Below are 12,631 nucleotides of genomic sequence, written 5' to 3'. Positions count from 1 at the left end.
TGTGGATATTCAGTATTGAGAGTGAAATTCTCACCGACGTTGATGCTCGTCGGCGGGCCGGATCTCCGCCTCGCGGAACCGGGAGACGGCCACCAGTCCCACCACGAGGAAGACCACCGGGAGCAGCACCGCATTGCCCATCGCGGCACCGAACCCGAGCGTCCCCTCACCCATCTGCATCACCGCGCCGAGGGCGGCCGCACCGAGCACCGCGCCGACCTGCCGGGCGGTGTTGTACACACCCGATCCGGCACCGACGAGGTCACCGGGCAGGTCGCGCAACGCGATCGTCGAGTTCGGAGCCCAGCACAACGAGTTGGCGAAACCGAGCAGCACGATCGGGATCAGGAGCCAGCCGACGGTCGCCCCGAGGTGCATCGCCACACCGAACGACACCATCGCCGCGATCATCGCGGTGAAACCGATCCGGGAGATCCGGCCCGGCGCGACCCGGTCGGTGACCCGTCCGATCAACGGCGCCATGATCACCGAGATCACACCCATCGGCACCAGCATCAGACCCGCGACCTGAGCGGACAGTCCCTGCCCCACCTGCAGGTAGAGCATGATCGGCAGGTTCACGGCGTAGACCGTGAAGCCCAGCGTCGCCACGGCGGTCACTCCGAGGGTGAAGTTGCGGCGGGTGAACAACCCGAGCGGGGCCAGCGCCTCGGTGCCGCGGGCCGCCGCGGTGCGCTGCAGACGCACGAACATCGCGAACGCCGCGATCCCGATACCGAGGACGACCCACACCCACACCGTCCAGCCGACCTCGGGACCCTGCTGCAGGGAGAAGATCACGCCGGTGACCGCGACCAGCGAGACGACGGCGCTCAGCACGTCGATGCGACGCGCACCGGTCGGCAGTCTCGGCACGTACCGCGCGACCATCACCAGGGAGATCAGGCCCAGCGGGATGTAGACGAAGAAGACCCACCGCCACCCACCGGTACCGACGAGCACCCCACCGAGGACGGGCCCGAACAGACCCGCCGAACTGGCCACCGCGCTCCACACACCGGTGGCCGCGCCCCGTCGGTCGTGGGCGAAGATCCGGTGGATGATGCTCAGCGGCTGCGGATTGATCAGCGACCCGCCGAGCCCCTGCACCGCACGCAGCGCGATCAGCCACTCGACCGTCGGTGCCATCGAGCACGCGAAGGCCGCGGCCGTGAAGATCGCCATGCCTACCAGGTAGACGTTGCGTTGACCGAAGCGGTCGCCGAGACGGCCGGTGACCAGCAGCGGCACCGCGAAGGTCAGCAGATAGGCCGCCGACACCCACACCACCTGGTTGATGCTCGCGTCCAGATCCTCGCGGATGCGCGGCAGCGATACCGCGACGAGCGACTGGTCGAGCAGGGTGATGAACAGACCCACACACAGGGCCGCCAGCGCACGCCAGGCCCGCGGCTCGGGGATGGGGGCAGCGCTGCGTCCCGCAGCCGACGCACTCACTCCTCGACCGTGATCTCCGCGGCGTCGTCGTAGAAGCACACGTATCCCTCGATGTACTCCATGCCGGGGAACGGCTCGGGATACGACCATGCGACGTTCTCGGCCGGCGGTGTGCCGGAGAACGACCAGTACCGAGCGACGCCCTTGTAGGGGCAGCTCGTCCGCCACTCGGATTCCCCGAGCACCGAGAAATCGACGTCCTCGGGCGGGAGATAGTAGCGGGTCGGGAGACCGGTCTCGAACACGAGCACGGGGTTGCGGGTCTCGGCGACCACGACGTCGCCGATGGTCACCCGCACGTGCCGAGAGCTGCGCAGGGCGTCGACGCGGTGATAGGGGTCGCGTGGATGGGTGAACACTTCGGTCTCCTCCTCGAACCACCGTTCGCCCTCGTCGACATCGTCGCCCGGCCCGGTCTCGCCCCACCGGAACCACTGGAAGACGAGACGGTCGTCGAGACCGTCGACGTCGAGCTGGCAGACCGGTGAATAGGCCCGATGGTCGCGGACGACGATGTCGTACCACTGCCAGACGTCCTGCCGGGAGCGGCTCGGCGACAGGGAAGCCGCGATCAGGTCGAGCCGGACGTCCTCGCGAGGGAAGGCATAGAACGGGACGGGCTTGCCGGGCGCCCACACCAGCACGGCCCGGGTGCTGTCGACGACCGTCCGGCCGAACCACTCACCTCTGATCCGGCGATCGACGGGTTCGTAGAGGTAGTCATCGGTCTCCGACGGCCGTCGGAGCACAGCGGTCTTGCGGGCAGCCATACCTCGACCGTATCGCGCGCGTCCAGGGACGGGACGAATCCGCAGACCCGACCCATCCGCTCGACGACCGGCTCCGAATACGGGGAGAGACGGCGTGAGGGCCGTCACCCGAACCGACCGACACGAACCACTACGCACGCCCACGCGGCTCGAGCAACGACCGGAGGAAGACCGATCATGCCCAACTACGAAGCCCGGCAGAACGAGAATCGGCACCCGCACCCGTCCGTAGGTTTCCTCCAGCTGTTCATGGAAGCGCGCACGCGCACGGAGCAGACGACCCCGCGCGCGCAGGGAGGCAAGGCGTGAGGTCCGTCGGCGGCTCCGTCGAGTCCGTCGTCGTGGTGGGCGCGGGCCTCGCGGGACTGTCCGCGGCGCTCCACCTCACCGGCGCCGGCAAGCGCGTCACCGTCCTCGAACGCGAGGACACGGTCGGTGGTCGCGTCGGTACGTACCCGGTGTTCGAGGACGGGCGACATCTCTACGACATCGACAACGGTGCCAGCGTGCTGACGATGCCGAATCTCATCGCCGACGCGCTCGCGGCCGTCGGGGAATCCTTCGACTCGACCACCCCGGCGCTCGACCTCACCCCGCTCGCTCCCGGCTACCACGCGCGCTTCGCCGACGGCACCGCCCTGAACGTGTACTCCGATCCGGACGAGATGACCGCCGAGATCGCGCGCGTGTGCGGTCCCGAGGAGGCCGGCGGATACCGGCGGCTGCGCCGCTGGCTCGCGTCGATCTTCGACGCCGAGTTCGACCGCTACATCGACTCCAACTTCGATTCGCCGCTCGACCTCGTGTCGACACCCGCGGCACTGCGCGACACCGCCAACCTCGTCCGGCTCGGCGGCTTCGGCCGACTCGGATCGCGCGTGGGGTCGTTCATCAAGGACGAGCGGCTCCGGCGCATCTTCACCTTCCAGGCCCTGTACGCGGGCACAGCGCCGTCGACGGCCCTGGCGGTCTACGGCGCCATCGCCCACATGGACACCTCGCTCGGCGTCTACTTCCCGAAGGGCGGTATGTCCGCCATCGCCGCCGCGATGGTCGATGCGCTCGTCCGGGGCGGCGGCACCGTGCACACCGGGGTCGAGGTGTCGGAACTCCGCGTCGACGGGGGCCGCGCGAGGAGCGTGCGTTCTGCGGACGGCCGGGAGTTCGCCGCCGACGCCGTCGTCCTCACCGTGGACCTGCCCGTGGTCGACGACCTGCTGCTGCGCGCCGGGGTCCCGCCGCGCCGCCGCGCCTGCAGCGCCACCGTCGCGTCGCCCTCGGCCGTCGTCTTCCACGGCACGGTGCCCACCGACGTGACGCAGGACTGGCCTGATTCCCACCACACCATCGATTTCGGTGCCGAGTGGGCGGAAACCTTCGCGCGGATCACCGCGCCGCGGGGCCGCGGCCGGTTGATGGCCGATCCGTCCCTGCTCATCACGCGACCCGCCGTGACCGATCCGTCCCTGCGGGTCGTGCGCGGCGGTGTCGAGTGCGAACCCGTCTCGGTGCTGGCTCCGTGCCCGAATCTCGCTGCCGCACCGCTCGATTGGGGACGACTCGGCCGGCCGTACATGCGGGAGATCCAGCAGGTCCTCGAGCGGCGCGGTTATCGGGGACTCGCGAGTTCCATGCGGGTCGACCACCTCGACACCCCGCAGACCTGGGCCGACAAGGGCATGCTCGACGGCAGCCCCTTCTCGGCGGCACACCTGTTCCGGCAGACCGGGCCCTTCCGTCGCCCGAACCTCGTGCACGGCGTCGACAATCTCGTCCTCGCCGGGTCGGGCACCACGCCGGGTGTCGGCGTCCCGACCGTGCTCATCTCCGGACGTCTTGCCGCAGAACGTATCTCCGGTGGTGTGACTGCCGGATCCACGACGATGTCGATTCCGATGGAAACAGGTGCGGTTGCTCATGCGTGAACTCGACGGGATCGATCCCGATCTGCACGAGGCGTATCAGCTGTGCCGTGAGCTCAACCGGCGACACGGCAAGACCTACTTCCTCGCGACCCGCATCTTCCCGGCGTCCAAACGGGCCGGGGTGCACGCCCTCTACGGTTTCGCGCGGATGGTCGACGACATCGTCGACGTGAAACCGGTCGACGCGGCACCTGTTCTCGACGCGCTCGAACGCCGTCTGTCCGACGCGCTCGGGGGCAGGCCGCCGACCTACGACGAATTCGGTCTCGTGCTGCGGGCCCTCGTCGACACCACGCAGCGGTACGACATCCCGCACGAGTACTACTACGCCTTCCTGCGGTCGATGCGGATGGACATCCCCGGCACCGAACTGTTCCGGTCGCGGTACCGCACGATGGACGAACTGTCGGAGTACATGTACGGCTCGGCCGCCGTCATCGGGCTGCAGATGCTGCCCATCCTCGGCATCGAGGCCGAACGCGAACGGGCCGAGGCCCCCGCCGCCGCACTCGGTGAGGCCTTCCAGCTCACCAACTTCATCCGCGACATGGGTGAGGACCTCGACCGCGACCGCATCTACCTGCCCACCGACATCCTCGCCGCCTTCGACGTGGACGAGGACCTGCTGTGGCACTGCCGCCGGACCGGGCAGCGCGACATACGGCTCGAACGCGCCCTCGCGCACCTGATCGCGCACACCCGCTCGCTCTACCGTGTGGCCGAACCGGGCATCGACCTCCTCGACCCCACGGTGCGCCCCGCGATGCGGACCGCCTTCGTCCTCTACGGCGACATCCTGCGGGCGGTGGAGGAGAGCGGATACCGGGTACTCCACCAGCGCGCACGCGTGTCGCGGCGGCGGCGCCTGTCGGTGGCGGCACCGCGGTTGGCCTCGGCCGGTTGGACCACGCTGCGTTCACGGTCGAGACTGGGGACGCCCACCGCGCCGCTCGGCCGGTGAGGCCCGCCCGGCCGAGCCGGCATTCGGACACGAATACAGAACAGGACAACACATGGAACAGGTCGTGCTGCTCGACGACGCAGGCCGCGCGGTCGGGATCGAACCGAAGGCCACGGTGCACACCACCGACACCCCGCTGCACCTCGCCTTCTCGTCGTACGTCTTCGACCCCCACGGCAACGTTCTGCTCACCCGGCGCGCCCTGGACAAGTCGACCTTCCCCGGCGTCCTGACGAACAGCTGCTGCGGTCATCCGGCACCCGACGAACCGCTCACCGAGGCCGTGCGCCGCCGGCTACGTCAGGAACTCGGGCTCGACGTGCACGACATCGAGGTCGTCCTGCCGTCCTTCCGCTACCGCGCGGTGATGGACAACGGCATCGTCGAGAACGAGATCTGCCCCGTCTTCCGCGTGCTCTACGACGGGCCGGCGCCCACTCCCGAGCCGTCGGAAGTGCACGACACCGAATGGGTCGACTGGACGGAGTTCTCCGAGGACGTCGTCGAGGGACGCCGTGAAGTCTCGGTGTGGTGCCGCGAACAGGTGGGGCAGCTCCGCACGCTCGGCCCCGATCCGCTGCACTGGCCGGTGGCGTCCACCGCGGATCTGCCGCACGCCGCGCCCGAGCGCCGATAGGGCCTCACCCGGCGACCGGGGCATTAACGTCGACCCTGTGATCGACCCGACCGTCCTGATCCGCACGATCATCGGCATCCTCGCCCTCGCCGTGATCTCGACGGCGGTGCTGTGGGCGTTCCGGGTCCCGCAGCGATTCGCGCCCGTCGGTGCCATCGCCCGCGGCGCGGTGCAACTCGCGCTCATCAGCGTCGTGCTCTCCGGCGTCATCACCGACGCCCGGTGGGTCGCGGTGGTGCTCGTCGTGATGTTCACCGTCGCGTGGTGGACGGCCTGCCGGCGGATCGGGAACGAGGCCGTCGTGCGCGGGGCGACGGCCGTCGCGATGTCGACCGGCGTACTCGTCGCGGCGGGCATCGTCTTCGCGACCGGCGCGGTGGAGGCCGCCCCGCGCTACGCGCTCGCGCTCGGCGGCATCATCATCGGCAACACCATGACCGTCGCGGCCCTCGCCGGTCGCCGCTTCCACGAAACCGTCGACGACCACTGGCCCGAGGTGGAGGGCTGGCTCGCGCTCGGCGCGACCATGCGGCAGGCGACCCTCTCACCCGCGCGCTTCGCCGTTCACGCGGCGATGATCCCGTCGACCGACCAGACGAAGACGACCGGTCTGGTGACTCTGCCCGGGGCGTTCGTCGGCGCGATCTTCGGCGGATTGTCGCCGGTGGAGGCCGGACGGTTCCAGGTGGTCGTGCTCGCCGCGATCATGGCGACGGCCTCGATCACGTCCGTGCTGATGGCGCTCGGTCTCGGCCGCGCCCTGCGTCACCGTCCCGTGGTCGTTGCGTGAGACGGCGGTCTGCGGTGCGGGTGCCGACCGGAGTAGGAGTGGATACAACCGCTGCCGAGGGAAGGATCGTCGATGCTGCTCGTAGCCAACCGGGGTGAGATCGCGTTGCGTGTCGTCCGCACGGCCGCGGACCTCGGACTCGACACCGTCGCCGTCCACGCCGCGGACGACGCCGACGCTCCGCACGTCCGCGCCGCCACGCGAGCAGAGGCCCTGCCGGGGTCCGGTCCCTCGGTCTATCTCGACCCCGGGGCGATCGTCGGTGTCGCCCGGGCGACCGGGTGCACGCTGGTGCATCCCGGTTACGGATTCCTCAGCGAGAACGCCGCCTTCGCGCAGGCCTGTGCGGACGCCGGGCTCACCTTCGTCGGGCCGTCCCCGGAAGCACTGCGCGTCCTCGGCGACAAGCGGGCCGCCCGCTCGGTGGCGGAGGAACTCGGCATCCCGGTGACCGCTGCCGTCGAGGCGACGGATCCGGAGTCCGTGCGGGCCTTCCTGCGCGACCATCCGGGCGGGATCGTCGTCAAGGCACTGTCGGGTGGTGGCGGTCGCGGCATGCGCGTGGTCCGCGATGCCGCCGATCTCGACGAGGCGCTCCGGCTCGCCGCCGCCGAAGCGCTCGCCGCTTTCGACGACGACCGGCTGTACGCCGAGGCGCTCGTCGAGCGTGCCCGGCACGTCGAGGTGCAGGTCGTGGCTGCCGAGTCGGGGTCGGGTACCCGCGCCGTCGCGTTGGGCGACCGCGACTGCAGCGTGCAGCGCAGGCACCAGAAACTCGTGGAGATCGCACCCGCGCCCGACCTGCCCGACGCCCTGCGGGAGGCGCTGCACGGCGCGGCCGTCCGGCTGATCGGGAACGTCGGATGCCACGGGCTGTCCACCGTCGAATTCCTCGTCCACGACGCCGGTTTCGTGTTTCTCGAGGTCAACCCCCGGATCCAGGTGGAACACACCGTCACCGAGGAGGTGACGGGCGTCGACCTCGTCGCGACCCAGATCGCGATCGCTCGCGGGGCGGGATTCGACGAACTCGACCTCCCCGCAGGAATCACCTTCGACGGCAACGGGATCGGCGGACGTCCTGCGATGGCGCAGGGCATCGCGGTGCAGGTGCGCGTCAACGCCGAGACATCGCGCGCCGATGGCATCGCCCTGCCCACCGCCGGGACGCTCACCGCGTTCACGCCTCCCACCGGACCGGGCATCCGCGTCGACACCCACGGCCGACCCGGCCTCGAGGTGACCGGACGTTACGACTCCCTGCTCGCCAAGGTCGTCGCGTACGTGCGCTCCGGCGACCGCGCGGCCGTGCTGCGCAAGGCGTCGACGGCACTCGGCGAGTTCGTCGTCGACGGTGTGGACACCAACCGCGATCTCCTGCAGAAGATCCTGGACGACAAGGAGTTCCGGTCCGGCAACGTCCACACCACGTGGCTGGGGGAGCGGCTCGCGGATTTCGTCGACACCGCCACGACCGCGCCGGTGGAGTACACGGATCTGCGCGCCGACGAACACGCGGTGCACGCCGAGATGGTCGGCACGGTCGTGGAGATCGCCCGCGCAGGCGATACCCTTCCGGCCGGTGCGCCGCTCGCCGTGCTCGACGCAATGAAGATGCAGCACGAGATCCGGGCACCGGGCAGCGCCGTGGTCGAACGCGTGCTCGTCGAGCCGGGCCGCACCGTCGACCCGGGCACCGTGCTCGCGGTGGTCCGCGTGCTCGACGCGGACACCGCGACGGACGACATCGCCGCGGTCGACCTCGACGCCGACCGTGCCGACCTCGACGAGATCCGCCGCAGGCACGAGATCACCACCGACGCGGCGCGGCCCGAGGTCGTGGCGAAGCGGCACGGGCGGGGCCGGCGCACTGCGCGCGAGAACATCACCGACCTCGTCGACGGCGGCAGCTTCGTCGAATACGGGCCGCTCGTCCTCGCCGCGCAGCGCGGCCGCCGCAGCGAGGAGGACCTGATCGCGAACACCCCCGCGGACGGACTCGTCGGCGGCACCGCCCGGATCGGAGGGGCCGAGGTGGTCGTGATGTCCTACGACTACACCGTCCTCGCAGGTACCCAGGGCCGTAACAACCACCGCAAGACCGATCGGCTGCTCGAACTCGCCGCCCGGCGGCGGGTGCCGCTCGTGCTGTTCGCCGAGGGTGGTGGCGGGCGACCCGGGGACGTCGACGCCGGTTCCGGTGCGGGCCTCGACCTGCCCACCTTCCGCTCGATGGCGTCGCTGCGCGGACGCGTGCCCACCGTCGCGGTCGTCTCCGGCCGCTGCTTCGCGGGCAACGCCGCGCTCGCCGGGGTGTGCGACGTGCTCATCGCGACCCCCGACGCCAACATCGGCATGGGCGGCCCCGCGATGATCGAGGGTGGAGGACTCGGCGTGCACCGCCCCGAGGACATCGGGCCGATCGACGTGCAACGCCGCAACGGCGTCGTGCACGTCGCAGCGCGCGACGAGGCACACGCCGTGGACGTCGCCCGGCGATATCTCGCCTACTTCACCGCGCCGCACGAGGACCGGCAGGCACCCGACCCGCGTCTCGCGCGACATGTGTTGCCGGAGAACCGGCTCCGCGCCTACGACGTGCGGTCGGCGATCGACGCGATCGCCGACCTCGGATCGGTGCTCGAACTGCGCCCGGACTACGGCGTCGGCATCGTCACCGCTCTGATGCGCGTCGAGGGCGCCTCCTGCGGTGTGCTCGCCAACAGCAGCGCCCACCGCGGCGGGGCGATCGACGCCGAAGCCGCCGACAAGGCCGCGGACTTCCTGGAACTGTGCGAATCACACCGGCTTCCCGTGGTGAGTCTGTGCGACACACCGGGATTCATGGTCGGACCGGAATCGGAGAAGGACGCCACCGTGCGCCGCTTCGGACGTTTCTTCGTCGCCGGCGCACGCTTGACCGTCCCGTTCGGCATGATCATCCTTCGCAAGGGCTACGGCCTCGGCGCGATGGCGATGGCCGGCGGATCCTTCCACGCACCCGAATTCACCGTCGCGTGGCCGACGGGGGAGATCGGCGGAATGGGACTCGAAGGGGCCGTGCGTCTCGGATTCCGCAAGGAACTCGACGCCGCAGAGACACCCCGGGAGCGCGAGGAACTGTTCGACCGGCTCGTCGCCCTCGCCTACCAGCAGGGCAAGGCCCTGCAGGCGGCGACGAGCTTCGAACTCGACGACGTCATCGACCCCGCCGACAGCCGCGCTTGGATCGCGCGACTGGTGCAACCGCGGTGAAGCCGGGTATGCGACAGCCATGGTGACCTATCCCGGCGCGCAGGAGTACGTACCCGACAGCCGCGACCTCGCCGAACTCGCCGCCGCATCCGCGGGATGCCGGGGATGCGATCTCTACAAGGCGGCCGAGCGGACGGTCTTCGGGGCAGGGGTGCGCGACGCACGCATGCTGTTCGTCGGCGAACAACCGGGCAACGAGGAGGACCTCGCGGGAGAACCGTTCGTCGGGCCCGCAGGGCACCTGTTCGACAAGGCCCTCGAACGCGCGGGTATCGATCGCGGGGCGGTGTACGTGACCAACGCGGTCAAGCATTTCCGCTTCGACCGGTCCGCCAACGGCCGCAGACGCATCCACAAGAAACCGTCGGGTGGGCAGGTCGCGGCGTGCCGGCCGTGGCTCGAGGCCGAACTCGACGCCGTCCGCCCCGACGTGGTGGTGTGCCTCGGAGCCACGGCCGCGCAGTCGCTGCTCGGTAAGGACTTCAAGCTCACGCAGCACCGCGGGGAGGTCCTGCACCTGCCCGAGGAGCTGTGCGGGTCGTGCGATCCGGCGGTGGTCGTCACCGTGCACCCGTCGGCGGTGCTGCGGGCGAAATCGCAGCGCGACGACATGTTCCGCTCGTTCGTGCAGGACCTGGAACGCGCGGCGTCCTTGTGACGGCTCAGCCGGTGGTCGCGAGCCCGGCCGCGAGCCCGAGCGCCACCGACATCGCGCACACCTCGAGGACGGCGTTGCGCAGTGACTCCTCCTCCGGCAGGCGGTGCGCCGAGGCTGCGGGGAGCCAGTTGCGCCGCCAGTTCCACGCGAGCCCTAGCAGCGCGCACAGCACGATCGCCTTCGCGAGCACGACGCGTCCGTAGCCCGTGCCCAGAAGCGCGGAGACCGAACCGAGCCGCACCGCCGCGTCGACCATCCCCGTGATCACCAACGCCACGACGCACCGAAGAGCCAGCTGCGAATAGCGCGGCAGCAGTTCCGCCCATCCTCCGCGGCCCCGCACGGTGACGGCCAGCGCCACGAGCACCCCGAACCACACCGCGGCCGCGAGCACGTGCACGGCGTTGAACAGCGATCCCAGTGGTTGCTGCGCCATGTGGCCGGTGACCGGGCGGGCGATCAACGCGAGTGCCGCGGCGACGAGCACCGGGAGGGTGGACCACGACGCCGACCGGCGGTACGCCACCGCGGCGACGACGACGATCGCGGCAATGCACACCCATGCCGCCGCATCCACGCGTCCCGTGGTGGTGCCGACGAACTGCCCGAACCGCCCCACGTCCAGGTCCGCGGCGGGAACGTCGGCCGCGGTGGACGCGGCCCAGGCGAGGTCGACGCTCGCGAGCGCGAGCCAGACACCGCCGAGCGCGGCGATCGTCCGCCACAGCGTGTCGGAGGAGACGGCGGGACGGCGTTGCCGCTGCACCATGACGGCCAGGACCGCGAGTCCGAGCACGGTCGAGCCGACGCACAGCCCGATCGCCCGCACCGAACTCGAGGGAGCGGGCAGGGCGAGGGAACCGGCCACGGCGATGCCCGCGACGGTTCCGAAGGCAACGCCGGCAGCGGCCACGACGAGCCACTGCCGGCGTTCCGGGATCATGCGGGTCAGGCCTTCGGCTTGCGCAGCGCGAAAGCGAGACCTGCGGCGACCACGACGACGCCTGCGACGACGAACCACCACACGGCAGGTCCGCTGCTGTCGCTCTCGCCCGACTCCGCGCCGGTCTCACCGGTCGCGGTGTCACCGGACGCCGCCTCGCCGGGCGTGCCGGTTCCCTCCTGGGTGAGCGTGAAGGTGCGGGTTCCGCTGACGGGATGCCCGTCGGCAGAGGTCACCCGGTAGGCGATCGTGTACTCGCCCACGGGGCCGAGACCGTCGAGTTCGACGGATGCGTTCGCACCCTCGATGATCGGGTCGCTCTTCGACCACAGGTTGCCGTCCGGCCCGACGACGGTCAGGGCCGCGAACTGCTCCTGCAGGTTCTCGTTGAACGTCACGGTCACCCGATCGGGTGCCTCGGCGATCTGCTCGCCGTCCTCGGGCGAGCTCGACAGCACCACCGAGTGGGCGGCCGCGGAACCGACGGACAGGGTCAGCGCCGCGATCAGCGCGGTGAGGAGAACGAGGATGCGCTTCATGCCCGCCGCCCCCGGATCACGGCGCCGAGACCGAGTGCGGCACCGAGCGCGCCCAGCACCAGACCGATACCGCCGAGCCAGCGCGCGGTGCTGTCGGTCGTCGTGCCCTCCGACGCCGCAGCGGTCTGCCCGGTGTCGGTGACGTGCGCGTCGCCGCTGCCGCCGTGCCCGTCGCCGCTGCTCGCCGCGAGCGTCAGGCTGGGGGCGGGACGCTCGGGCTCCTCGTCGCCGGTCGTGATCTCGTCCCACGCCACGACCTCGCCGTCGCTGTAGGTCTGGATTGCAGGGAAGGCGACCTCGTCCTCCTCGGGCAGCGGCCCGACGGACAGGACGAACTGCTGGAACTGCCCCGGCCCGACCTGCACGTCCGGCTCGGCGGTCCACGTCACGGAGGTCGCGAGCTGCGACTCGGGATCCTTCTCGACGGTCGCCGTCCAGCCGGGCAGCGGCTCGGTGCGCGCCGAGCGCAGGCCCGGAAGCTCGACGGTGAGTGCCGTCGTGCCGGCGGTCTCGGACTCGGTGGGGACCCGGAAGGTCAGGACGGTGTAGCCGCCCTGCTCGGCTCCGGGTGCGACGACGGTGACGTGGGCCGAAGCGATGCCGGCGCCCGCGACCATCAGCGCAGCGGTTGCTGTCGCGCCCACGAGGGCGCGACGGGAGAACTCGAACATATGTGGTCTTTCTCGTGGTTGGAG

The 12,631-nt window shown here is 70.6% G+C and carries 12 protein-coding genes; 7 read left to right on the top strand and 5 right to left on the bottom strand.

The window, feature by feature from the left end:
- Positions 1 to 30: 30 nt before the first annotated feature.
- Entirely contained in the window at positions 31 to 1,458 is a 1,428-nt protein-coding gene (locus tag ACNJ7K_RS06115; protein WP_487041357.1) for a DHA2 family efflux MFS transporter permease subunit, read from the bottom strand.
- Positions 1,455 to 2,228: a DUF427 domain-containing protein gene (locus ACNJ7K_RS06110; protein ID WP_487041356.1), complete on the bottom strand. Its 774-nt coding sequence runs from the start codon at positions 2,226 to 2,228 to the stop codon at positions 1,455 to 1,457. The genes ACNJ7K_RS06115 and ACNJ7K_RS06110 overlap by 4 nt, the downstream gene beginning before the upstream one ends.
- A 177-nt stretch (positions 2,229 to 2,405) precedes the next feature.
- Between ACNJ7K_RS06110 and ACNJ7K_RS06105 the strand changes: the two genes are divergently transcribed.
- The 7 genes from ACNJ7K_RS06105 to ACNJ7K_RS06075 all read left to right on the top strand — a co-directional run bounded on the left by ACNJ7K_RS06105 (position 2,406) and on the right by ACNJ7K_RS06075 (position 10,454).
- Entirely contained in the window at positions 2,406 to 2,537 is a 132-nt protein-coding gene (locus ACNJ7K_RS06105) for a hypothetical protein (protein WP_257785283.1), read from the top strand.
- Positions 2,534 to 4,153: a phytoene desaturase family protein gene (crtI, locus tag ACNJ7K_RS06100; protein ID WP_487041355.1), complete on the top strand. Its 1,620-nt coding sequence runs from the start codon at positions 2,534 to 2,536 to the stop codon at positions 4,151 to 4,153. Before ACNJ7K_RS06105 ends, crtI begins: the two co-directional genes overlap by 4 nt.
- Positions 4,146 to 5,114 carry a phytoene/squalene synthase family protein gene (locus tag ACNJ7K_RS06095; protein ID WP_120283829.1) on the top strand — a complete coding sequence of 323 codons (969 nt, stop codon included), beginning with the start codon at positions 4,146 to 4,148 and terminating at the stop codon, positions 5,112 to 5,114. The genes crtI and ACNJ7K_RS06095 overlap by 8 nt, the downstream gene beginning before the upstream one ends.
- Before the next feature lie 52 nt (positions 5,115 to 5,166).
- On the top strand, positions 5,167 to 5,751 hold the full coding sequence (idi, locus tag ACNJ7K_RS06090; RefSeq protein WP_120281020.1) for an isopentenyl-diphosphate Delta-isomerase: 585 nt from the start codon (positions 5,167 to 5,169) through the stop codon (positions 5,749 to 5,751).
- Positions 5,752 to 5,788: 37 nt separating this feature from the next.
- Positions 5,789 to 6,541, top strand: a complete 753-nt coding sequence (locus tag ACNJ7K_RS06085; protein ID WP_120281021.1) for an ABC transporter permease — start codon at positions 5,789 to 5,791, stop codon at positions 6,539 to 6,541.
- Between the two features lie 72 nt (positions 6,542 to 6,613).
- Positions 6,614 to 9,796 (top strand): acetyl-CoA carboxylase family protein, encoded by a 3,183-nt coding sequence (locus ACNJ7K_RS06080; protein WP_230789575.1) that lies wholly within the window; start codon positions 6,614 to 6,616, stop codon positions 9,794 to 9,796.
- A 19-nt stretch (positions 9,797 to 9,815) separates the two neighbouring features.
- Positions 9,816 to 10,454, top strand: coding sequence for a UdgX family uracil-DNA binding protein (locus tag ACNJ7K_RS06075; protein ID WP_230789578.1), 639 nt, complete (start codon positions 9,816 to 9,818; stop codon positions 10,452 to 10,454).
- A gap of 4 nt (positions 10,455 to 10,458) precedes the next feature.
- Here ACNJ7K_RS06075 and ACNJ7K_RS06070 read toward each other — a convergent pair whose 3' ends face one another.
- The 3 genes from ACNJ7K_RS06070 to ACNJ7K_RS06060 are packed head-to-tail and all read right to left on the bottom strand — an operon-like array spanning position 10,459 to position 12,607.
- On the bottom strand, positions 10,459 to 11,397 hold the full coding sequence (locus tag ACNJ7K_RS06070; RefSeq protein WP_159417041.1) for a copper resistance D family protein: 939 nt from the start codon (positions 11,395 to 11,397) through the stop codon (positions 10,459 to 10,461).
- Between the two features lie 5 nt (positions 11,398 to 11,402).
- Entirely contained in the window at positions 11,403 to 11,936 is a 534-nt protein-coding gene (locus tag ACNJ7K_RS06065; RefSeq protein ID WP_006553373.1) for a copper resistance CopC family protein, read from the bottom strand.
- Positions 11,933 to 12,607, bottom strand: coding sequence for a YcnI family copper-binding membrane protein (locus tag ACNJ7K_RS06060; RefSeq protein ID WP_487041354.1), 675 nt, complete (start codon positions 12,605 to 12,607; stop codon positions 11,933 to 11,935). Before ACNJ7K_RS06060 ends, ACNJ7K_RS06065 begins: the two co-directional genes overlap by 4 nt.
- Between the last annotated feature and the right edge of the window lie 24 nt (positions 12,608 to 12,631).

The sequence above is a fragment of the Rhodococcus shunpengi genome, assembly GCF_048381395.1.
GTDB lineage: Bacteria > Actinomycetota > Actinomycetes > Mycobacteriales > Mycobacteriaceae > Rhodococcus.
This window is presented reverse-complemented; position numbering and strand designations above follow the sequence as displayed.

Coding starts and splice junctions, on each gene's coding strand:
- ACNJ7K_RS06110 (WP_487041356.1), bottom strand. CDS start 2,228: ATGGCTGCCCGCAAGACCGCTGTGCTCCGACGGCCGTCGGAGACCGAT.
- ACNJ7K_RS06105 (WP_257785283.1), top strand. CDS start 2,406: ATGCCCAACTACGAAGCCCGGCAGAACGAGAATCGGCACCCGCACCCG.
- ACNJ7K_RS06095 (WP_120283829.1), top strand. CDS start 4,146: ATGCGTGAACTCGACGGGATCGATCCCGATCTGCACGAGGCGTATCAG.
- idi (WP_120281020.1), top strand. CDS start 5,167: ATGGAACAGGTCGTGCTGCTCGACGACGCAGGCCGCGCGGTCGGGATC.
- ACNJ7K_RS06080 (WP_230789575.1), top strand. CDS start 6,614: ATGCTGCTCGTAGCCAACCGGGGTGAGATCGCGTTGCGTGTCGTCCGC.
- ACNJ7K_RS06075 (WP_230789578.1), top strand. CDS start 9,816: ATGGTGACCTATCCCGGCGCGCAGGAGTACGTACCCGACAGCCGCGAC.
- ACNJ7K_RS06070 (WP_159417041.1), bottom strand. CDS start 11,397: ATGATCCCGGAACGCCGGCAGTGGCTCGTCGTGGCCGCTGCCGGCGTT.
- ACNJ7K_RS06065 (WP_006553373.1), bottom strand. CDS start 11,936: ATGAAGCGCATCCTCGTTCTCCTCACCGCGCTGATCGCGGCGCTGACC.
- ACNJ7K_RS06060 (WP_487041354.1), bottom strand. CDS start 12,607: ATGTTCGAGTTCTCCCGTCGCGCCCTCGTGGGCGCGACAGCAACCGCT.